General features: G+C 43.8%; 22 protein-coding genes. 16 read left to right on the top strand and 6 right to left on the bottom strand.

Going from position 1 to position 20,677, the window contains the following annotated elements:
* The 3 genes from BP861_RS04875 to BP861_RS04865 form a co-directional block, all read left to right on the top strand.
* A partial coding sequence (locus BP861_RS04875; RefSeq protein ID WP_292373105.1) for a PKD domain-containing protein occupies positions 1–355 on the top strand: 355 nt, incomplete at its 5' end.
* The gene (locus BP861_RS04870; protein WP_292373103.1) at positions 355–1,359 is read left to right on the top strand and encodes a signal peptidase I; all 1,005 of its coding nucleotides are present in this window, start codon (positions 355–357) and stop codon (positions 1,357–1,359) included. The genes BP861_RS04875 and BP861_RS04870, both read left to right, overlap by 1 nt.
* A gap of 316 nt (positions 1,360–1,675) precedes the next feature.
* Positions 1,676–2,647, top strand: a complete 972-nt coding sequence (locus BP861_RS04865; protein ID WP_292373101.1) for a DUF5305 domain-containing protein — start codon at positions 1,676–1,678, stop codon at positions 2,645–2,647.
* A gap of 334 nt (positions 2,648–2,981) precedes the next feature.
* Here the strand turns inward: BP861_RS04865 and cofC are convergent, their stop codons facing one another.
* From cofC to BP861_RS04835, 6 genes are all read right to left on the bottom strand, one after another.
* On the bottom strand, positions 2,982–3,608 hold the full coding sequence (gene cofC / locus BP861_RS04860; protein ID WP_292373099.1) for a 2-phospho-L-lactate guanylyltransferase: 627 nt from the start codon (positions 3,606–3,608) through the stop codon (positions 2,982–2,984).
* A gap of 407 nt (positions 3,609–4,015) precedes the next feature.
* Complete coding sequence (gene cofH / locus BP861_RS04855; RefSeq protein WP_292373097.1) at positions 4,016–5,173, bottom strand: 5-amino-6-(D-ribitylamino)uracil--L-tyrosine 4-hydroxyphenyl transferase CofH; 1,158 nt, start codon at positions 5,171–5,173, stop codon at positions 4,016–4,018.
* Positions 5,174–5,222: 49 nt separating this feature from the next.
* Positions 5,223–6,347 carry a 5-amino-6-(D-ribitylamino)uracil--L-tyrosine 4-hydroxyphenyl transferase CofH gene (cofH, locus tag BP861_RS04850; RefSeq protein WP_292373095.1) on the bottom strand — a complete coding sequence of 375 codons (1,125 nt, stop codon included), beginning with the start codon at positions 6,345–6,347 and terminating at the stop codon, positions 5,223–5,225.
* Positions 6,348–6,372: 25 nt separating this feature from the next.
* The gene (gene cofG / locus BP861_RS04845) at positions 6,373–7,374 is read right to left on the bottom strand and encodes a 7,8-didemethyl-8-hydroxy-5-deazariboflavin synthase CofG (RefSeq protein WP_292373298.1); all 1,002 of its coding nucleotides are present in this window, start codon (positions 7,372–7,374) and stop codon (positions 6,373–6,375) included.
* A gap of 34 nt (positions 7,375–7,408) precedes the next feature.
* Positions 7,409–8,686 carry a phytoene desaturase family protein gene (locus BP861_RS04840; RefSeq protein WP_292373093.1) on the bottom strand — a complete coding sequence of 426 codons (1,278 nt, stop codon included), beginning with the start codon at positions 8,684–8,686 and terminating at the stop codon, positions 7,409–7,411.
* Positions 8,683–8,844: a 4Fe-4S binding protein gene (locus tag BP861_RS04835; RefSeq protein ID WP_292373091.1), complete on the bottom strand. Its 162-nt coding sequence runs from the start codon at positions 8,842–8,844 to the stop codon at positions 8,683–8,685. Before BP861_RS04835 ends, BP861_RS04840 begins: the two co-directional genes overlap by 4 nt.
* Positions 8,845–9,885: 1,041 nt before the next feature.
* Between BP861_RS04835 and fpoA the strand changes: the two genes are divergently transcribed.
* From fpoA to fpoO, 13 genes are all read left to right on the top strand, one after another.
* The gene (gene fpoA, locus BP861_RS04830) at positions 9,886–10,260 is read left to right on the top strand and encodes a F420H2 dehydrogenase subunit FpoA (protein WP_292373090.1); all 375 of its coding nucleotides are present in this window, start codon (positions 9,886–9,888) and stop codon (positions 10,258–10,260) included.
* Entirely contained in the window at positions 10,248–10,802 is a 555-nt protein-coding gene (gene fpoB, locus BP861_RS04825) for a F(420)H(2) dehydrogenase subunit B (protein WP_292373089.1), read from the top strand. The genes fpoA and fpoB overlap by 13 nt, the downstream gene beginning before the upstream one ends.
* Before the next feature lie 74 nt (positions 10,803–10,876).
* On the top strand, positions 10,877–11,353 hold the full coding sequence (gene fpoC / locus BP861_RS04820; RefSeq protein ID WP_292373087.1) for a F420H2 dehydrogenase subunit FpoC: 477 nt from the start codon (positions 10,877–10,879) through the stop codon (positions 11,351–11,353).
* Between the two features lie 9 nt (positions 11,354–11,362).
* Positions 11,363–12,487, top strand: a complete 1,125-nt coding sequence (gene fpoD, locus BP861_RS04815; protein ID WP_292373085.1) for a F420H2 dehydrogenase subunit FpoD — start codon at positions 11,363–11,365, stop codon at positions 12,485–12,487.
* A 5-nt stretch (positions 12,488–12,492) separates the two neighbouring features.
* A complete protein-coding gene (gene fpoH, locus BP861_RS04810) occupies positions 12,493–13,533 on the top strand; it encodes a F420H2 dehydrogenase subunit FpoH (protein ID WP_292373083.1) in 1,041 nt (346 codons plus the stop codon).
* A gap of 4 nt (positions 13,534–13,537) precedes the next feature.
* Complete coding sequence (gene fpoI, locus BP861_RS04805) at positions 13,538–13,948, top strand: F420H2 dehydrogenase subunit FpoI (RefSeq protein WP_292373081.1); 411 nt, start codon at positions 13,538–13,540, stop codon at positions 13,946–13,948.
* A complete protein-coding gene (locus BP861_RS04800; protein WP_292373078.1) occupies positions 13,945–14,235 on the top strand; it encodes an NADH-quinone oxidoreductase subunit J in 291 nt (96 codons plus the stop codon). Before fpoI ends, BP861_RS04800 begins: the two co-directional genes overlap by 4 nt.
* Positions 14,225–14,476, top strand: coding sequence for a F420H2 dehydrogenase subunit FpoJ (fpoJ, locus tag BP861_RS04795; protein ID WP_292373076.1), 252 nt, complete (start codon positions 14,225–14,227; stop codon positions 14,474–14,476). Before BP861_RS04800 ends, fpoJ begins: the two co-directional genes overlap by 11 nt.
* The gene (gene fpoK / locus BP861_RS04790; protein WP_292373074.1) at positions 14,473–14,775 is read left to right on the top strand and encodes a F420H2 dehydrogenase subunit FpoK; all 303 of its coding nucleotides are present in this window, start codon (positions 14,473–14,475) and stop codon (positions 14,773–14,775) included. The genes fpoJ and fpoK overlap by 4 nt, the downstream gene beginning before the upstream one ends.
* The gene (gene fpoL / locus BP861_RS04785) at positions 14,769–16,787 is read left to right on the top strand and encodes a F420H2 dehydrogenase subunit FpoL (protein WP_292373072.1); all 2,019 of its coding nucleotides are present in this window, start codon (positions 14,769–14,771) and stop codon (positions 16,785–16,787) included. Before fpoK ends, fpoL begins: the two co-directional genes overlap by 7 nt.
* Complete coding sequence (gene fpoM / locus BP861_RS04780) at positions 16,787–18,274, top strand: F(420)H(2) dehydrogenase subunit M (RefSeq protein ID WP_292373070.1); 1,488 nt, start codon at positions 16,787–16,789, stop codon at positions 18,272–18,274. Before fpoL ends, fpoM begins: the two co-directional genes overlap by 1 nt.
* A gap of 3 nt (positions 18,275–18,277) precedes the next feature.
* A complete protein-coding gene (fpoN, locus tag BP861_RS04775) occupies positions 18,278–19,723 on the top strand; it encodes a F(420)H(2) dehydrogenase subunit N (protein WP_292373068.1) in 1,446 nt (481 codons plus the stop codon).
* Between the two features lie 13 nt (positions 19,724–19,736).
* Positions 19,737–20,123: a F420H2 dehydrogenase subunit FpoO gene (fpoO, locus tag BP861_RS04770; protein WP_292373066.1), complete on the top strand. Its 387-nt coding sequence runs from the start codon at positions 19,737–19,739 to the stop codon at positions 20,121–20,123.
* Positions 20,124–20,677 lie beyond the last annotated feature (554 nt).

The raw sequence follows: 20,677 nt of genomic DNA, 5'->3' as shown, positions 1-20,677 counted from the left end.
CAGGCTTACAGTAAGCAATGTACATAATACGAATTCAACTTTCTCTTCAATCACTGTCCTGCCACCGTCTCCTCCTGCAGCAAACTTTACAACTAACCTCACACTCGGTTCGGCTCCATTGACAGTTCAGTTTATTGATTTCTCCGAAAATGCATCAGAATGGAACTGGGACTTTGGAGATGGATCAACCTCAACTGAGCAAAATCCTGTGCACATTTACTCTACAGCAGGAAATTATACTATTACTCTGACTGCGTTCAATGTAGATGATCAGAATGTAAAAACAGGTGAGATTTCTGTATCTAAACCTCTAGATAAAAATGGGGATAATAACTCTAGAACGGAAACAGAATAATGAAAGAAATAAAAATTTTCCAGATAGCAATTTTTCTGCTCATTATAGTTTTTTTAGTCAGTGCTTTAATTCCATTCTTTACAGGGTCAGAGAAACCCATGATTGTATTGAGCGGAAGCATGACCCCGATAATGCTACCTGGAGATATGGTTATTATAAGATCCGTAGATCCAAATGACCTTGTTGTCGGGGACGTTATAGCCTTTAAAGATCCAGGGGATAAACCTAATAGTTTCATCACTCACCGAATAATTTCCTTAGAAGAAGGAAAAGAGCGTATCTTCCAGACAAAAGGGGATGCAAATAATGTAGAAGACGATTTTAAGGTGCCTGCATCAGATGTTGTGGGAAGACTAATATTTGTTATCCCATTTGTAGGCTATCTTCCCGAGATCTCAAAAAATAATCATATTTTTCTCTTGACAATCATAATGCCTGCAAGTTTGCTCGTCATCGAGGAAATAAGAAATTTGATTCTGTACAGCAACCCTGCACGTGCTAGAAAATTCGAAACTGAACGGAAGAAAATGGCCAGGAGAATCTATTATATGATAAAAGGGAAAAGACTGGCAGCAATCATTCTTATAACCGGGCTTATCTCTACAGGGATAGTCATACCCAATCTGGGAACGAATGGACCTATAATTCTTGAGAGAGAAAACACGATAGAGAATTCCAGATCTCTTCCTATGGTATACGTTTTCACACCTGAAGATTCGGGACAGAGAATTGCGATTAATTCCTGGTACGGAGTGGTTACTCCGGATAATGAGACTCAGGTTATCGCGCCGAAAAACACGCCTTCAACGATCAGCTCGGTACCTTATGTTCTACCGGTCTACTGGGTAGTTAGACTTGCAGAAATAAGCCCTTACTTTCCTGCTATTGTAGAGGTTGGATTATATACTTTTCTATTTACACTACTTTTAATTCCTCTTTGGTACCAAAAATCAAGCATTGGCAAAAAAAGTAAAAAGATAAAGCTCCGCCGTTTGGTCGCATAGTGGAAGATGGCATTCCATCTGGAATAAACCTATGGAATCCATGCTCTAATGGAATTTGACGCTTATAGCCTTGTGAGTAATATAAACTTACCTGTCTGCAGGAATCAAAACGTATACACTGTAAAACTAAGGTATCGAGTAATGAAAGTTTGTAAGTGTATGGAAAAGTATCGACTATCAATGATGGAATATCTGCATAACACACATGGAATAATCACTAGAAGATGGTGGTAAAACGGTGAAAACTGTATTCTTTAAATTAAAAAACATTTTAATAGACAATGCGAATATGCTTCTTTTCATATTTTTTTTGGGAATGATTCTTTCTGGTCTCTGGATGCATGAGGAATATACCAGGGCATCATATGAAGAAAAGAATGTTACTTCCTATACGCAGCTTGGCAGTTATACATATTCAGCCCCTGTAACAAAGTCCAACTCTCTCTACCCGAAAGGTACTAGGCTTGTAATGGGAAATCCGGCTTATTTTTTTTCAGTATCTCCTACCGCAGACATTTCTTTCGTATACAGCATTGAAGCCGAAGATTCTGCCGATCTCAATGTAAAAGCTAAGACAATGATTGTGGCAAAATGTGGGGAAGGGTTCGGAGAAGAGCAGGAAATCTTCTGGCAGAAAAATTTCCCGGTTGGCGATTCAATAACCGCTAAGATGAAAAATGGAGATTCTCTTACTTCGAATTTTACCATTGACGTGCCTGAAATCCAATTAATGGTAAAGGAAGTGCAGGATCAGTTGAACTATTCCTCAAGTCCAACGACAGAAATTGTTACCATTATCCAGTATGAAGGGAAAATAAACGAAGAAAGCGTTAAAGATGTAAAAAATTTTGCTATACCTGTCAACATCAGTTCCACATACTATCAGATGCCTGAAAATCTGAGTTTCAGCGAAGATAAGTATAAAAGTGTCATGATTAAAAAATCTCCTTCACTATCAACGATCAAATTCCCTCTGGTTTTATTTTTGCTAAGTGCGGTTTTTGAGGGCGTGCTCATACCTTTCCGGAAAATGAATAAAGTTGATCAGGCATACATCGAAAAATTGGAAAAAGAAAGCAAAAATTCATCTTTTAAAGAGTTCATCAGCAAAGGAGAACTCCCAGAAGACAGGAAATCTTTTCTTCAGATTAAGATTTCTTCACTTAAGGACCTTGTGGATGCTGCTGTAGATATGAATGAAAGGGTAATTCATGATGCAAAATCGGGAGGATATTTCGTAATTCATAATGGCATATTGTATATTTTCTTTGACACATCATCAGAATAAAATAAAAAAATTAATAATTCAAGCTTGATGTTCTGAGTTTACTTAAGTTGAATACCTGTAGTTTGCTGTGAGTAGAGACTTACCAGAGAATAGTTGTTAATCTGCATTCGAGAGCAAGTATCTTTAAATTATTTTTTAAACTTTTGCTGAGTTTTTGATAAGTAGTTTGAAAGCAAAAAATTAAAAGAGTAAATGTGATGGTATATAAGCCAATCAAGATATAACTCAAATCTCTTATATTTTTTAAGGAGGTAAGGAAAAAAGCTAAACTGATCACAAATAGGTCTTACTTAACAAATTTTCCAACTATTCAACTATTGTCACGCTGGTAACTTCAAATTGGAGCCAATCTTACCCTTCCCCTGCTTATTTCAAGCCTGAATTTTTCGTTTATATATTCTTTAGCAGCTCCTCTTCCATGTATAAGCAGTTCTACCAAATCTTCGGGCTCATCAATATCAGTACCTGCGAAGAAAGAGTCATATATCTCAAAGTTCTGCTCGAATTCGACTGCAATTGAACAATGATTCAGAAAACTCGAACCATAATACCTTACCCTATAGCTCGAGGGATTCTTTATAAAAAGAGCATTGGTACCTCCCCCTTTCCCAGGGACGATACATATATCCTTTTTAGTCGAAATTATTTCTTTTACGTGCTCAGAAGAAAGAAGGGGAAGATCAGCCATAACAATCATAACCGGCTCTTCAGCCTGCTCAAGATACCTGTTAAGAGCCTCGTTCAGATCGTCTTTGTCAAGAAGCACATTGGCTTTCTTCATATTCTCAAGTCCATACATCGAAGGACTGAGAATATCGATTTTTTCTATCCCGGCTTCCTTAAGGGTGTCTATTACCTGATTCAGCATCAGTTCCACGAACTCTTCTCGCTCTTTCCGAGTCAAGACAGGGGACAATCTGGATTTTGCGCTGGATTTTTTATAGGGGATTACGGCTTTCATCTGAACTCCTGAAAATCTAAGTTAGAACATAAGTAAACATAAACCTTAAACTTAATTCACTGAAATTTATATAATTGATTAAAACCCCTGTGGCCGAAAATTCATTTTTCTTCTGGTTCCGGCTTGCAGGCGATTTAACCGGCTCTGGCTCATTTTAGATCATTAATCTTACTGAAAAGGGAACATGAAAAAGTCAGTAACTTTACAAAACTTGCCCTCTCAGGCAAATTAACATTATTTTATATGTCAGCCCTCTTGGCTCAACTAAGCATCCTCATTCCAATTCAGTCTTCTTGGCTCAGCTTAGTATCTTCATTATAGTTCAGCCCTCTTGAGCGAAGCGAAAAGGGCTCCGTCCTCCCGAGACGGGACTCGGGTGACGGAACTCGGGCGGCAACTCGGGTAGGTTACTCTTTACTGCCTATCTTTGTTTTTCCTAAACTGGGAAGGGTGCCTACTCTATTAGGGAAGTCTGGTTCTACCTTCCTGTAGAGAGTATCTCTATGCATAGGGATTCTTCCTGCCCCTTTTATCATCCATTCGAATTCGGCGGGAGACACATATTCTCCGTGATTTCCTCCGGACGCTGTTGAGATCTGGTCTTCCATAAGCGTGCCTCCCAGATCATTTGCTCCGCAGTGCAGGGCGAATTGAGCAAGTTTTTTACCGAGCTTAACCCAGGTGGCCTGAATATTGTTTACATAAGTGTGGAGGATTATCCGGGAAATGGCAATGAGCTGCAGGTCTTCAAGTCCTGTGCTTGCAAACTTTCCGGATGCCAGTAGTTTTTCTCCTATCCTGTTATTATAGGGCAAAAAGGACATCGGAATAAGTTCTGTGAATCCTCTTGTTTCTTTCTGGATTTCTCGAATAGTGAATACATGATCCAGACGTTCTTCGAGCGTTTCCACATGACCATACATAATAGTTGCATTCGTGGAAATTCCGGTTTTATGAGCGGTTTTTATAGTATCTATCCATTGCTGAGTATTTATTTTTCCTGGACAGATTATCTTTCTCACCCTATCTGATAGAATCTCGGCCGAGGTTCCGGTAAGCGAATCAAGACCGCTTTCTTTAAGTTTACGCAGAGCCTCTTTTACGGGCATGCCTGAAATTCCCGCCGCATAGTTTACTTCCATCGGGGACAGAGCATGAATGCAGATTTCAGGAAACTCGGCTTTTATTGACTCTACAATCTCAAGATAGAACTCCATGTCGATTTCAGGGATATATCCTCCCTGGATACAAACCTCGACAACCCCGGCTTTTCTGGCTTCACATACCTTTTCCAGGATTTCTTCCACACTCAGTATGTACCCTTTTTCAGTTCTGTAAGCACAGAATCCGCAGTTTCCTACGCATTTATTTGTGATGTAAATATTTTGGTTGGTGACATAACTGACGGTATCGCCTACGGCATGGGCTCGCAGGGTGTCGGCAAGTTCGAATAACTCAAATGGGCTTCCTTCGAGCAGGATAAGCGCATCCTCTTTGGTACAGTTTCCCTGATGTGCCCTCTCAAGGACATCATCGGGTATTGCTGTCGGTTTTTTCATGTACATCCCGATCATTCCTGTTTAAGCTAATATTTCTACCCCAATGGATAAATTCTCATTTGGCTCTGCACCCTGATCTCTTCGGATTCCTTGAGACCAGCTCATTAACTCTTCCGTACAGAGTGTTTCTCTCTTTTGGAACTCTACCGGCTCCATAGATCATCCATTCAAGTTCTTCTACAGATATCTGTTCTCCATTAGAAGCTCCTGCCGATCTGGAAATGCTTTCTTCCATAAGCGTACCCCCAAGATCGTTAGCGCCGCAGTGAAGGGCGAATTGAGCAAACTTTTTCCCTAACTTCACCCAGCTTGCTTGAATATTATCTACATGTCCGTAGAGGAGAATACGAGAAATTGCATAAGTTTTCAGATCCTCAAGTCCAGGAGTGGCATATCGACCTTCTTTAATCATCTTTTCCCCTACTGGATTATTATAGGGCATAAAAGGTAGGGGCACAAATTCAGTAATCCCGCCTGTTTCTTTCTGGATTTCCCTTATAATCAACATATGATCGATTCTCTCCTCTAGGGTCTCGATATGCCCATACATCATTGTTGCAGTTGTTGGGATGCCTGCAGCATGTGCCTGCCTAACCACCTCAATCCATTCTGATGTCTTTAGTTTCGAAGGGCAGATTATCTCCCGCACCCTGTCTGAAAGAATTTCGGCTGCAGTTCCTGGCATTGTGTCAAGCCCACTTTTCTTGAGCCTGAAAAGGGCTTCTTTTACCGTGATTCCACTATTACGGGCAGCGTGGTATACTTCCATTGGTGAAAAAGAGTGAATATGCATTTCAGGAAACTCGGCTTTTATAGCTTCTACAATCCCAAGGTAAAAATCCAGGCCTACCTCAGGAAGAAGCCCGCCCTGAATACATACTTCTGTAGCATTTGCCTGTTCTGCCTCTCTGACCTTTCCCAGAATTTCCTCAAGGCTGAGAACCCGGCCTGTATTTGTCCGGAACGCACAGAATCCACAGGTTCCTACACATCGGCTGGTAAAGTTAATATTCCGGTTTACTACGTAAGTAACTATATTTCCTGTTGCAAGGGAGCGGAGTTCATCCGCAAACCTGAAGAGTTCTAAAGGAGGTAGCTCCAGGAGCAGAAGCCCATCTTCCTTTGTGCTTTTCCCCTGGTATGCACGTTCTATGAGATCTTCGGGAATCCTGTTATTCATTTTTCTATTTCTCCGCGTGCCCTTTTCAGGGTTGTTTCCTGTAACCGTCAGTATCCGCGAGTAGTTCTATAAGCTCGCTTATCCTACCCGTATACCACCCTTTTTTTACATACTGAGGATAAATTGGCAGGCGTTCCCTGAGCAAAATAGGACCAAGTTTCTCTTTCAGGTTCTTTACATCCGGCCATTCGGCTTCAGGGTTAATCCAGTCAATTGTCAGTGGGGATATACCTCCCAGATCACTTACCCCTTTTGCGATAAGGGCTTTTGGATCTATAAGGTTTGGGGCAACCTGCACTGCCACATCAGGAGGGAGAATCTGCCTTGCCAAGACTATAGTATCAATCATCTGCTCTACCGTAGGTGCAGGAAAGTTTTCCATTGCTGTTCCGGGTTTTGGGGCAAAATTCTGGATTATAACCTCTTGGATATGCCCATATTCCCTGTGGAGGTCTGCAATAGCCTTAAGGGACTCTATTCTGTCCTCCCTTTTCTCCCCAATCCCTACAAGGAGACCTGTAGTATAGGGAATCTGGAGTTTTCCGGCTTCACGGATGGTCTCAAGCCTGAGTTCTGGAACTTTACCAGGGCAGTCTTTATGGGCCTCCAGGGTTGCCGTACTTTCAAGCATGAGGCCCATGCTTGCGTTGAGAGGCTTTAAAGCCTTCAGCTCCGAACGCGTCATGATTCCTGCATTCGTATGAGGGAGAATTCCTATCTCGATTGCAGTTTCACAGAGAAAACAAAAGTATTCCAGGGTGGAAGAATAACCAAGTTCTTCAAGCCACTTCCTGTATTCTGGAACTTCCTCAGCATCCTCTCCGAAGGTGAAAAGGGCTTCAGTGCACCCTGCCTTTACCCCATTTTCAAGCACAGGAAGGATTTCTCCGGGCTTCATGAGCCTGGCACCCGGTTGTCCGGGTTCCCGCCTGAAGCCGCAGTACCCACAATGGTTCCTGCAGATGTTGGTTACAGGGATGAAAACATTTTTCGAGTAGGTTACAAAACTGGAATTTTTTGGTGGAATGGTAAAACACCTGCTGGGTTTTGTTTTTGAAATTTCAGCCTAAGACTTTCTTCATGGTTGAAGCTACACCGAGAGTTAAACCTTCGACTTCGATGCCTCCTCTTCCTTTGGCTCCGTCCCCTACAACGTAGAGCCCGGGAATCGGAGTTTCATTGCCAGGGTCGGTACCTGAGGCTGCCCTGTTTACCGGCCAGTTGTCATGGTATGACTGAATGAGCAGAACTTCGTATTTTTTGTCGGGAAAGATTTCTTTAAGATCCTGAAGCCCTAATTCTATTTCGGCTTCGAGATTTTTCACATTCTCTGGAGCTACGTATTGATGGGACATTGTAAGGTGTTTTCCAGGCGGAGCGAGTTTAGGATCAACATGTGTAACTTCATCGATCCCATTTACCCTTCTTGCATATGGGGTCAGAAGGACACCCGAGTGCCCTACTAGCGGTTCGTCTGCAGCAAGGCAAATCTTTATGCCGGCTGAGGGTTTCAGGGTTTCAAGTTTTTTGAGGTATTCTGAGTCTTTCTCTACTGCAAGAGCTTCCCTGCAAAGACAGGCTGTTGCAACATGTCCCAGATTGCTAATGACCAGATCTGCTTTATAGGCTTCCTCCCCAATGAGCACGCCTGCAGCTTTGCCGTTTTCCAAAAGGATTTTTGAAACCTCAGTTTTAGTATGAATCTCTCCGCCGTTTGCAGTAATTACACTTTCCAGAGCATCGATCACTCCTTTGCATCCTCCAATAGGAATGCCTGGACCACCGAATCTGTACATGTTTTCGATAATCTCGAAGATTTCCTCTACAGGGACTTCATCACTTCTCATGCTCAATGCCCAGCCGCAGAACGAGTCTGCAAATTTTACAAGCCATTCGTCCTTAAACTGGGTTCTGATCCAGGCCTGCAGACTGCTTCCTGTCGGGTGGTTTTTTCGTGTACTTACTATAAGAAGGGCGATCTTCAGGCGGTCTTTGTGTGAGAGAAGTGTGGAAAAATCAGAAAAAGAAATATCTTTGAAGCCTTTAGCATAATCTAGACTACCCTTTTTCAGGGGTACGCGCACGGTTGTTAAGTCTGATCTCACGATCTCCACATCAGCCTCGACCTCCTTAAGAAACTGGGCCAGAGGGCCTGAAGGTCCGTGAGGTAGGATATGGAAAGCTCCGCTTGAAAGCTGGAAGCCTTTGTAACTGAGGTTTGTAAATCTTCCTCCGGTTATAGGAAGCCTTTCAAAAACGTCTACCTGGTATCCTGCCTTTGAGAGCCTGGCAGCACTTAAAAGCCCTCCAAGTCCCGCACCAATTACAATCGCTCTCACGCTGACACCTCTATGGCCTTAACAGGACAGTAGAGAACGCAGATTCCGCAGTCTACGCAGGCGTCAGTAGCTCGTGCCTTTCCTTTTACTTCTATTGCTCCTTTTTTGCAAAAAGAAACACACTGGCCGCACCCTACACAATTATCATTAATCTTCATGCGATTCCACCAGCTTTTCTATCATGAAAGGACTTATTATAATGTATTGGTACTGTGTGTTCTCAGGATTATACTCAGCGGATTATATTAAGAAGTGTTGTATTCTCTTTGCCGTAAGTGCGGCGACTTATTTCGTACTCGGTAACATAATTTTTCTGTTTTTATACTATGTTGCTGCGGACTTTGCTATCAATTTTAATTATATATAGCAAAAAGTAAAAATTGACTCTTTCATTTCAGATTCTGTGGCAAGAGAATCTCGACTATTTTTCAACCTTTTATTATTTTTATTTTTGGCGAGGCCTGAAAAGCTTTTTATTCTGGGAATTCTCACGATTATTCGTATTATATACGAATGTTTTATTCAATTTAAAATAATTATAATGTATATATATTTAATTGTACTCACATGAAGCCCACTTATATCTACTATGTATTATATTTTACTATGTATTATATTTTACTATGTATTATATTTTATCTGTTATATTATTGATGTTTTGGATGTCTCGGAGGGAGTAGCATTTCTGTAATTAATATCTAACTTAGTAAGCGGACAGTGATTTTGCTCCAATTTTTTAAACATATCCATATTTTTAAAGACGAATTTTTAATTATTTATACTTAATATTTATATATTTATATATTATTCATTATCTAGCAAATATCTGTAGACAACGCCTTACTCATTTGCAGGACTAAATATGGAGTCCTGTAATCTTAACTATTAATCATACTAATTTCACTCAATTATACCTATGCTGCCTGATGCAGGATCTCTCCTGCACTTCTGGCAATTAATTCCATAATTTCCGGGCAAATGAACCTATATTTTCAGAACCCGGAAGCAGATGTCTTTACGCAGGAATCCTATTTATTAAAATGAGGATCTGTGGATTCAGACATTTCTAAGGGCCTGTGTCTGGACTGAAAATGATTTCCCTCAAACCAGGGTGCTCGGACACAGTTTTTTGTCCAAACCCACAATCCATGTCATGTAACGCTTCAATTCAGGTTGCCACACTTTGACAGGTGATACTAATGTCTGGAATAATTGATAGCTACATACCAGTTGCAATATTTCTGGTCATTGCAATTCTCATGCCACCAATGACAATGTTTATGGTAAAGCAACTGAGCCCGAGGAGCAAGGCAGCTAGCAAATATACTACATACGAATCGGGCTCGGTTCCCACAGGAACTGCAAGGATCCAGTTCAATGTTGAGTACTACCTTTATGCGATTGCTTTTGTGCTCTTTGATGTAGAGGTGCTTTTCCTTTACCCCTGGACTACAGTCTATAAGGGGCACGGGATCACCTCAATTGCATTAGTTGAAATGTTTGCTTTTATTTTTATACTACTATTTGGATATATTTATCTCTGGAAGAAGGGGGCCCTTACGTGGGTGAAGTGAAGGAGCAAAAAACGAGTACATCAGATGAGACCTCTGTAGAAGAAGTCCCTGGTGTTATCACAACGACTGCGAGTGCAATCAGTGACTTCCTCAAGAAAACTAAGGCTCAGGATCTTATCAATTGGGGAAGGAAAAACTCAATGTGGTTCATGACCCAGCCTATGGGCTGCTGCGGGGTAGAGATGATTGCTATGGGCTGTGCCCACTATGATACTGACCGTTTCGGGATTATTCCGAGAAACTCTCCAAGACAGGCCGATGTCATGCTCATCAGCGGTTACGTGACAAAGAAATACCTGCCCGCTCTGAAGAGACTCTGGGAACAGATGCCTTCTCCCAAGTGGGTCATCGCTATTGGAGATTGTTCGATTAGTGGTGGCCCGTTTTTTGAGTCTTACAGTACGGTTCAGAACATTGATGAGATATTTCCAATCGATGTTTTCGTTCCAGGATGCCCTCCAAGGCCCGAAGCCATGCTCCAGGGCTTTGTGGAACTCCAGGATAAAATAAAGGCCAAAAAAGACCTTGGCACGGAGTATTAAGGTTATTGAATTAAGGTTATTGGGTTTTTTCTGAAATTTAATTCTGAAATTTCAGAACTATTTGGGGGAAAATTATGGATGTCACAGAAATTCTCAAGTCATTAACAGGTAGATTTCCTGAGGCAATTTCCGAAGCAATTGCCGAATCCGAAATCCGCGCCAGGGCATACGTGGATAAGGACGAAGTAAAAGAAGTCTGCCAGTATCTAAAGGATTCTCTTCAATTCGATCATCTCTGCGTAGTCTGCGGGGTTGACTACATAAAAAGGAATGAGCTCGAGGTTGTCTATCATATCGCTTCATACAATCATCCTGTCGTTCTGATGCTGAAAGCCATACTTCCGAGGGAAAATCCGGAGATCGAATCCATTGTGTCGGTATACTGGAATGCAAACTGGTACGAAAGGGAAACTTACGAACTTTACGGGATTGTGTTCAAAAATCACCCGAACCTAAAGCCACTGCTACTTCCGGAAGATATGCTTGGGGAATGGCCTCTCAGGAAAGATTACGAGGGCTTTCCGAATAAAACGGCCAGAAATCTGGTGTGAGGGGGAAAAATGGAAGAACGTCTTGAACCAAACGAGATGATAATACACCTGGGGCCTCAGCACCCCATGCAGCCCGGTCCATTCAGGCTAAACCTGAGGTTAAAAGGGGAAACAGTCGTTGATGCTGACATCGAACTGGGTTACATTCATAAAGGCATTGAAAAGATTCTGGAGAACAAGACCTACCTCCAGGGAATCACAATCGTGGACAGGATCTGCTACCTTGTAGCTCTTGTAAACGAAGAGTGTTTTGTAGGCAGTGTTGAGAAATTATTGGATATAGAACCGCCTGAGAGGTCTAAATATATCAGGGTTATTCTTGAAGAACTTACAAGGATTCAGAGCCACCTGCTGGGAATAGGGGAATTTGCAGAATTTCTCGGATTTGTCTCCATGTTCATGTACGCGATCAGGGAAAGAGAAAATGTCGTGGGCCTTATCGATATGATAACAGGGGCAAGGATTACTCACAGCTACCTGAAATTCGGAGGAGTACGCGACGATCTCCCGGATGGATTTAAAGAAAAAACCCTCTCTGTCCTGAACGGCCTCGAAAAAGAAGTCGATAATTTCGAGCAAATGTTCCACACTGACAGGATCTACAGGGAACGTACTGTAGGAGTCGGAGTTCTGACTGCAGATGCCGCAAAGAATCTCGGGGTTTCAGGGCCTGTTTTACGTGCAGCCGGCGTACCCTTCGATATCCGGAAAAACGAGCCTTATCTGGTTTACAAAGATCTGGATTTCAAGGTTTGCACCGAAACCGCAGGAGACTGTTTTGCAAGAGTTCAGGTCAGGCTTAACGAGATCCGGGAAAGTATCTATATCCTGGAACAGTGCCTAGACCAGATTCCAGAAGGCCCTCTCTTCCCGGAAAATAGTCTGTATGGTAGGAGAACGCCTGTAATGAGAGTTCCAGCAGGAGAAGTCTTCCATAGAGTGGAAGACCCCAGGGGAGAAATGGGGATGTACATGATATCCGATGGTTCGGACAAGCCTTACAGGGTAAAAATCCGGGGCCCTTACTATCCTACCCTTCAAGCTCTGCCTCCCCTTATCATAGGCACGACTGTTGCAGATGTAGCATCAATCTCGGGCAGCATGGACGGTTGTACCAGTGAAGCGGATAGGTGATTCTGATGACAATAATGATTCCTGATTATATAGCTCCATTAATTCCCTGGATTCGTGGAATAGTCGGTCTTGTTCTGATTGGAGCTATCTTCTTCGCAGCAATGGGAGCTGTCTGGGTCGAGAGAAAGCTTTCTGCCGATATCCAGTCAAGGGTGGGCCCCTGCCGCGTAGGAAAATATGGGATTTTTCAGCTTGTAGCCGATGCAATCAAACTCTTTACTAAAGAAGACATAAAGCCCCAGAATGCCGATAGTTTACTTTTTAATAATGCTAACATTTTCATGATAGGTTCTGTTTTTCTTGTGCTTGTTGCTCTTCCAGTGGGTGCGGTCTTCATTAATGGAGTTGAGTATCCGCTTGCGGTCACCGAGATGGACATCAGCGTACTTTACATCGAAGCAGTGTCTGCCTTATCCATTTTCGGGATTTTCATGGTGGGTTACGGCTCGAACAGTAAATATTCCCTGCTTGGAGCTTTCCGAAACTTTGCCAGGATGGTAGGGTATGAAGTACCTCTTGGAATCTCCATCATAAGTGTGGCTGTCATGACAGGCTCCCTTAACATAGTAGATATTACGAGTGCGCAGGGCTTGCACTGGAATATTTTCCTCCAGCCCCTTGGATGCCTTGTATTCTTCGTATCCCTTATGGCTGATATGGGAAGGCTTCCCTTTGACCAGAATGAGTCCGAAGAAGAGATCATAGCAGGCTGGATTACGGAATACAGTGGAATGCGTTTCGGGCTCGGTTTCTTTGCCGAATATATGCATATGGTGCTTGGTTCTTTCCTCGTAGCCCTTCTTTTTCTTGGCGGCTGGAACGTACCAGGCTTTATTGCAAACAATTCTTTCCTTGGCCTTATTGCCCCAACAGGTTTCCTGCTTATAAAAACTATCTTCGTACTTATGGTAATTATAGGACTCAGATGGGCGGTTCCGAGATTCAGGATCGATCAGGTTGTTGACCTTAGCTGGAAGAAGATGTTTCCGCTTGCTCTTTTGAACCTTGTCTGGGCAGTGGGGCTTGGACTTTACTTGGGAGTGTGAGATCATGGTTCTTAAAAACATTAAGTATGCAATTAGAAATATCACAAGACCTCCCGTAACCAGAATGTATCCGGAAAAACCCAGCGAACTTTCCGACCGGTTCAGGGGGCTTCAGATACTTGATAAAAGTAAATGCATAGGCTGTGGTATCTGCGCCAATACCTGCCCCAATGCCGCAATCAAGATCGTAAAAGCTCCGATTGCGCCAGGCAGTGAGAAACAGCGTTGGTTCCCTCAGATTGACATAGGGCACTGCCTTTTCTGCGGGCTATGTATCGATCAGTGTCCGAAAGGCGCGCTTTCAAGCGGTAAGGAATACACTAAAGGTCTCGTTAAATGGCATCACAAAGACATGCTTATGACCCCTGAAAAACTCGCTAGGGAAGTCGATCTTGAGAAAGGTGACGAGAGATGATTGGACTTGAAACAATCGGATCAGCTCTGGAAATGGTCGTATTCTGGATTCTTGCTATTGCTACGATATTCTTTGCAATCTTCGTGGTAATTGCAAAAGATATTGTGCGGGCCGGGCTTGCCCTGATCATGTGCATGTTTGGAATTGCAGCTCTCTACATCCTTTTGAATGCCCAGTTCCTGGGAGTTATTCAGGTGCTCGTTTACATCGGAGCAATTGGAGTGCTCATTCTCTTTGCGGTTATGCTGACAAAGCACGAGATAGGAGGTGAACCCGGTGAGGATTAATCAACCTTTAGCCTTTTTCGTAGCTCTGCTCTTTACAGCGGTTGTGGTAGTCGGGGCTTTTGGGACCTCCTGGAACACAGTTTCCGAACTCCCCCAAAACCCGGCTGACCAGAGCAATATAGAGGGCATAGGCATGCTGATCTTTACTCATTACGTAGCGCCTTTTGAAGTCCTTTCAATTGTCCTGCTCGCCTCCCTCATAGGAGCGATTTACATGGCAAAAGGGGAGGGTAACCGGTGATTCCTTTAAACTTTTACTTGGGGCTTGCAGCCCTGCTCTTCTCAATCGGGCTCTATGGCGTAATGACACACAAAAACGGCATCAGGATGATTATGTGCATTGAGCTCATGCTCAACTCCGCAAACCTAAACCTTGTAGTTTTCTCAAGTTACACGGACACACTTGACGGTCAGGTTTTCGCCATCTTCTCAATTGCCCTTGCAGCTGCCGAAGCAGCGGTCGGGTTTGCAATCCTGATGGCAATCTACAGAATGCACGATAAAATTAACCTTAATGAGCTCAAGATCCTGAGGTGGTAAAAACGGCTCTGGAAGAATTTGCATTATTAATCCCACTGCTTCCGGCACTGGCTTTTGTGATCACCTTCTTCTTCGGTAGGAAAATGCCTTCAGGTGGGGCAATAGTCCCTATACTGGCAATTGCCACCTCTTTCGTAATCTCTTTAATAATTACTCTCAGGTTGCTGGCAAACCCCAGCGAGGTTATAAGCCAGTCATATTCTTGGTTTGCAGTGCTCAACATCGGAATATTAATTGATCCTCTGGCCGCGGTAATGCTGTCAATGGTTTCTTTCGTGAGCCTGCTGATCCATATCTACGCGGTTAGCTATATGTCCGGTGACCCGGGAGAGTCCAGGTATTTTGCAGAAACCGCACTCTTTACTGCGGCAATGCTTTCCCTGGCGCTTTCGGACAACATCTTTCAGCTCTTTGTTTCCTGGGAACTTGTAGGACTGTGTTCTTATCTTCTGATCGGCTTCTGGTACGAAAGACCCTCGGCTGCAGCGGCTGCTAAGAAAGCTTTCCTGACAACCAGGGTAGGAGACGTAATGTTTCTTACCGGAATAATCGTACTGACTTCCGATCTCCTGAAACTTGCAGGAGGATTTTCGGACGGAACGTATCTGCTCCGCTTTGATGAAATCTTCAGCTATATCCCTCAGCTGTCTACACTTCAGGCAAACATTTTCGGTTTTGAAGTAAGCCACCTTACTATTATCACCCTGCTCTTCTTCGGAGGAGCCATAGGAAAGTCCGGTCAGTTCCCTCTGCATGTATGGCTGCCTGATGCAATGGAAGGCCCGACAACGGTTTCAGCCCTTATCCATGCCGCAACAATGGTTACTGCTGGGGTCTACCTGGTTGCAAGAACCTTCCCGATGTTTATTGCAGCCCCTGACTCCCTTATGGTAGTCGCCTACCTCGGAGGCTTTACCGCGCTCTTTGCAGGCACAATGGGCATCGTAATGAACGACCTCAAGCGTGTGCTTGCTTACTCAACCATAGGCCAGCTCGGATACATGATGCTTGGCCTTGGCCTTGGTTCGGCAATAGGACTTGAAGCTGTTGGAATCTCCATTTTCCACCTTGTTAACCATGCTTTCTTTAAGGCGCTCCTTTTCCTCTGTGCAGGTAGTGTAATTCATGCAGTTGGCACCCAGGATATGAGAGAACTCGGAGGCGTAGGAAAGGTAATGCCAATTACCGCAGTTACCATGACAGTTGCAGCCCTTGCACTTGCAGGATTCGGGATTCCCGGAACCTCAATAGGAACAAGCGGTTTCATGTCAAAGGACCCGATTATTGAAGCTGCATATCTTTTTGGAGAACACAGCAGCAACTGGATCCCCTATATATTCTCAATTGCAGCCGCTCTTCTGACATCCATTTACATCTTCAGGCTGATCTTCATGACCTTTACAGGAGAGCCGAGAAGCAACTATCACGGGCACGAATCTCCTGCCATTATGACTATACCCCTGTCCATTCTTGCACTTTTTGCCCTTGCTTTCGGCTCACTGACAAGAACCGGTTTCATGAATTTCCTTGAGGAAACCTTTGCCAACAGCTTTGTAAACTTGGATATAGGAGACCTTGCCGGCATAGGCGGAAACAAGCTTGTAGAGGCAGCAGGGCACGAACCGCTCTTTGTCCTGTGGCTTCCGTTATTGGTCGCTATTGTAGGTCTTGCAATTTCTTTCGTTATCTATTATTTGAGGATAATTAAACTCGGGCCGCTTGCTTCCATGAAGAATCCGGTTTACAGGCTGCTTTACAAGCGCTATTACCAGCACGAAATCTATACTGAGTTCTTCTCTCTCGGAATCGTATACGGAATCATTGCTTTCCTTTCGCAGGTGTTTGATGTGATCATTGACAGCATCGTGGAAGGAATCGGAATCCTTACAGTTGGGATAAGTGAGGAGCTCCGGAGAGTTCAGACCGGGGTTATCCAGACTTATGCTACTGGAGTAATTGTGGGTGTAAGCCTGCTGATAATACTTGTTAAATTAATTCTGGAGGTACTCTGATGCTGCCGGTCGCATCATTGTTGATTCTGGTGCCGCTTATTTTCGCAGCAGTGACCTTTTTCACAAAAACGAAAACGCAGGCTGCAGGACTGGCCTTTTTAGGGTCCCTTACAACTCTCGGGCTTACTCTATATGCCTACCTGAACTTTGACAGCAGTACGGCTGCCATGCAGTTCTTTGAGTCGATAGAATGGATTCCATCGCTAGGCGCCAAATATTCCGTTGGAATTGATGGCATTTCCATGCCTCTAATTCTCCTGAACGCGATAGTTGTCCCGTTCCTGATCCTTTACAGCTGGAATGAAGACAGGGAAGCTCCTAATAGGTTCTACGGTCTGATCCTTAGCATGCAGGCTGCCGTTATAGGAGTTTTCGTAGCCCTTGATTTCCTGGTCTTCTATATCTTCTGGGAGCTTACTCTCATTCCTCTCTTCTTCATGGTGAATATCTGGGGAGGTGAAAAGCGGGTTCATGCGTCTTACAAATTCTTCATTTACACGCATGTTGCCTCTCTGGTAATGCTGCTTGGGATCTTCGGGCTCTTCTACGCTTCCTGGCAGCAGACCGGGGTTCCCACCTTTGATATAAGAGAGCTGGTCTCACAGTTCCAGTTCTTCGAATCAGGCCTGCTAAGGGATGCAATCTTCCTTTCAATAATCTTCGGATTCCTGACAAAGCTGCCCACCTTTCCCTTCCATTCCTGGCTGCCGGATGCCTATACCGAAGCCCCTACAGCAGGCAGTGTACTCTTTATCTTACTTAAGATCGGAGGATACGGGCTTTTCAGGATTTCACTTCCAATGCTCCCGAACACTGGCAGTCCCAGGCTGATAATTATGCTGTTGGGCTTCCTCGGGGCTTTCAGCATCCTTTATGGGGCTCTTGTGGCTCTGAGACAGAAAGACCTCAAGCGCATGATCGCTTATTCCAGCTTGAGCCATATGGGATTTGTAATACTGGGTTCAGCAGGCCTTGTTACTCTGTCTGTTTCAGGCGCTATGTTCCAGCAGTTTTCCCACGGGCTTATTATGAGCATTCTGTTCATGTCCGCAGGAGCAATCCAGACAAACACGGGTACAAGGATAATCAATAACCTTGGCGGGCTTGCAAAGAAGATGCCGAACCTGGCTGTGATTATGATGTTCGGGTTTATGGCATCCCTTGGCCTGCCAGGATTAACCGGCTTTATTGCTGAATTCCTGGTGCTCGCCTTCAGCTACGTTAACCTGCCACAGTTTGTCCTGCTTGCCCTGTTAGCAATAGTAATTACTGCAGGTTACCACCTCTGGGCAATGCAGAGGGCAATGTTCGGGGTTTATAATGAGAAGCTTGGAGATGTCAGGGACATCAATTCCCTTCAGGCCTTTTCCATGGCAATAATTGCCCTGCTTGTGGTCTATTTTGGCTGGAACCCGAATCCGGTGCTTAATATGATGATTACGAATTCGAAAGCAATAGTAAGCCTTGCGGCTGCCCTGGGGGTGTAAGAAATGGAATATTTAATGTTCCTTGCACCTGAAATCGCAGTCGCTGCAACCGGCCTGATCATACTGCTTATAGGGGTCTTTATGTCCCCTCGGACCAAGAACGTGCTGGGTTACCTGGCAACTCTGGGAGTCCTTGTAGCCCTGGGCCTGACAGTACAGAGTTTCGGGATCGAAGCTACAATGTTTTCCGGCACGGTCAGCATTGATGCCCTTTCCCAGTTCTTCAAATTGGTTTTCCTGGCAGTTTCCCTGATCGTTTCGCTTGCTTCAATCAAGTATAATGAAAACAGTGACCATACCGAAGAGTTCTATGCCCTTGTGCTTTTCGCAACCCTCGGGATGATGGTCGTTGCATCTTCAAACGATTTTATTCTGCTCTTCTGCGCCTTTGAGCTGGCAAGTTTTGCTACCTATGCCCTTGCAGGCTTTGAGAAACAGAATCCAAAGTCCCTCGAAGGAGCCATAAAATACTTTGTAATAGGCGCGATTTCTTCAGCACTTATGCTCTTTGGGATCTCTTTTGTGTACGGAGCAACAGGCACTACCAGTATTCCCTTGATTGCTGAAAATGTCTACCTCCTTGCAGAAAACCCGATAGGGCTTGTTGCAGTCGTGTTGCTTATTGCAGGCTTCGGCTTCAAGATGGCTCTTGTGCCTTTTCATATGTGGGCTCCGGATGCTTATCAGGGTTCCCCTTCAGTTGTTTCTTCCCTGCTTGCAGCCGGGTCAAAGAAAATGGGTTTCGTGGCAGCCTTCAGGGTTTTCCTCATAGCCCTTGCTGCCCTTCAGCCTGACTGGCAATTCGCTTTTGCACTCCTCGCAGTCGTAACCATGACTTTCGGAAATGTGGTTGCAGTGTCCCAGACCAGCGTAAAACGCATGCTTGCTTACTCTTCTCTGGCTCAGGCAGGATATATTGCAATGGCTTTTGTGGTAATGACCCCAATGGCGCTTACAGGCGGAATCTTCTATACCCTTGCCCATGCCTTTATGAAAGGAGGAGCCTTTATTGCAGCCGCTGCAGTTGTCTGGATGATAACTACTCAAAGAACAGGGGATCTGGAAGTTCCCGACCACCTGAATAACTTCAGGGGCCTTGGAAAGAGAATGCCGCTGGCAGCCCTTTGCATGACGGTTTTTGTCTTTGCCCTTGCAGGGATCCCTCTGACTTCCGGTTTCATGGCCAAGATCGTGCTCTTCTCTTCAGCCATTCAGGCAGGTATGACCTGGCTTGCGGTAATTGCAATCCTGAACAGTGCCCTTTCATTGTTCTATTATGCACGGCTTGTAAGGTATATGTACTTCCTTCCCCCTGAAGGCAAAAAGATTGGCTTGCCTTTTCCATATGCAGCAGCCCTCCTGCTTGCAGCGGCTGGTGTACTGGCAATGGGACTCTGGCCTGAGCCTTTCTTGCAGTGGGCAATGGAAGCAGCAAAGGTACTGATCTAAGGAGGTATGAGAAATGACAGATTGTGATCTTTGCGGACGTGCACTCCCGATCGTTATTCCGGTTAGGACCTTTCCTCCCCTTCTCAAATTCGCCTATCCCGAGGGTCTATGGAAAGGACTTTGCGAGATCTGCCTCGATTCCGCCCAGAAAACCTATTTAAGCATTAACAAAGACGAAATATCCTGCAGGAGAAACAAATGTGTTCTGTGCGGTAAGAAAGGCAGAGTTTACCCTGTGGAAATCCAGATTCCTGATTTTTCAAAAGGAGTTGTAAAAAAACAGGTAAACGTCTGCACAAACTGCCTGGAATCCATAAATGAGACTTATATCAGGTTTAAAAAAGAGCAGATAGAGAGCTCGGGTTGTGGGCACGGGCATGAGCATGTTCATGAGCATTGAGTTTTGAGTAAAGTTGTTTTTTGCGGGCTCTACTTTTTCTTTTCTTATTTTTTTAAGTTTCTGATACACTTCTACTGATTTTATTTTTCAATCTCTTGCAGCTAATTTAGATAGAGTTTTTTATAATTCAACCTGTTTGCTTATTTGAAGGCAGTTATTTTATTCGAGATCTAGCTTGTTAAAAATTATTAAATTTAAACAAAAAAGAAATCAATCATCATTTTACTAAAATTGATAGTGAGTTCGTGAAATACTTCTCTCTAGTTAGTATTTTTGATAATCTTTTTCCTATCCCATCATTGAAGATCATAAATCGTTATTTTTAATGATTAATGTCATCAATTCTATATTCCTTGTTTAAGAATTACCTTTTTTATTTATTTCCATATTATCCTTTTTGATTAAAAATCATCTTATTAGCATAAGATGATAATTCGGCCATAAACAACTTATAACAAAGAATCATACAGTTGTATGGGGAAAAGTTGAATTTTTCATACTATACGAAAGCCCCGAGAAATTGAAGGCTTCTTGCAGGACTTCCATATCGGCTC

The organism is Methanosarcina sp. UBA411 (assembly GCF_002495725.1).
Taxonomy (GTDB): Archaea; Halobacteriota; Methanosarcinia; order Methanosarcinales; family Methanosarcinaceae; genus Methanosarcina.
This window is presented reverse-complemented; position numbering and strand designations above follow the sequence as displayed.

What these genes read in the sequence shown, in the direction of transcription:
- BP861_RS04870 (WP_292373103.1), top strand. Translation starts at nt 355, where the DNA reads ATGAAAGAAATAAAAATTTTCCAGATAGCAATTTTTCTGCTCATTATA.
- BP861_RS04865 (WP_292373101.1), top strand. Translation starts at nt 1,676, where the DNA reads ATGATTCTTTCTGGTCTCTGGATGCATGAGGAATATACCAGGGCATCA.
- cofC (WP_292373099.1), bottom strand. Translation starts at nt 3,608, where the DNA reads ATGAAAGCCGTAATCCCCTATAAAAAATCCAGCGCAAAATCCAGATTG.
- cofH (WP_292373097.1), bottom strand. Translation starts at nt 5,173, where the DNA reads ATGTACATGAAAAAACCGACAGCAATACCCGATGATGTCCTTGAGAGG.
- cofH (WP_292373095.1), bottom strand. Translation starts at nt 6,347, where the DNA reads ATGAATAACAGGATTCCCGAAGATCTCATAGAACGTGCATACCAGGGG.
- BP861_RS04835 (WP_292373091.1), bottom strand. Translation starts at nt 8,844, where the DNA reads ATGAAGATTAATGATAATTGTGTAGGGTGCGGCCAGTGTGTTTCTTTT.
- fpoA (WP_292373090.1), top strand. Translation starts at nt 9,886, where the DNA reads ATGTCTGGAATAATTGATAGCTACATACCAGTTGCAATATTTCTGGTC.
- fpoC (WP_292373087.1), top strand. Translation starts at nt 10,877, where the DNA reads ATGGATGTCACAGAAATTCTCAAGTCATTAACAGGTAGATTTCCTGAG.
- fpoD (WP_292373085.1), top strand. Translation starts at nt 11,363, where the DNA reads ATGGAAGAACGTCTTGAACCAAACGAGATGATAATACACCTGGGGCCT.
- fpoH (WP_292373083.1), top strand. Translation starts at nt 12,493, where the DNA reads ATGACAATAATGATTCCTGATTATATAGCTCCATTAATTCCCTGGATT.
- fpoI (WP_292373081.1), top strand. Translation starts at nt 13,538, where the DNA reads ATGGTTCTTAAAAACATTAAGTATGCAATTAGAAATATCACAAGACCT.
- BP861_RS04800 (WP_292373078.1), top strand. Translation starts at nt 13,945, where the DNA reads ATGATTGGACTTGAAACAATCGGATCAGCTCTGGAAATGGTCGTATTC.
- fpoM (WP_292373070.1), top strand. Translation starts at nt 16,787, where the DNA reads ATGCTGCCGGTCGCATCATTGTTGATTCTGGTGCCGCTTATTTTCGCA.
- fpoN (WP_292373068.1), top strand. Translation starts at nt 18,278, where the DNA reads ATGGAATATTTAATGTTCCTTGCACCTGAAATCGCAGTCGCTGCAACC.
- fpoO (WP_292373066.1), top strand. Translation starts at nt 19,737, where the DNA reads ATGACAGATTGTGATCTTTGCGGACGTGCACTCCCGATCGTTATTCCG.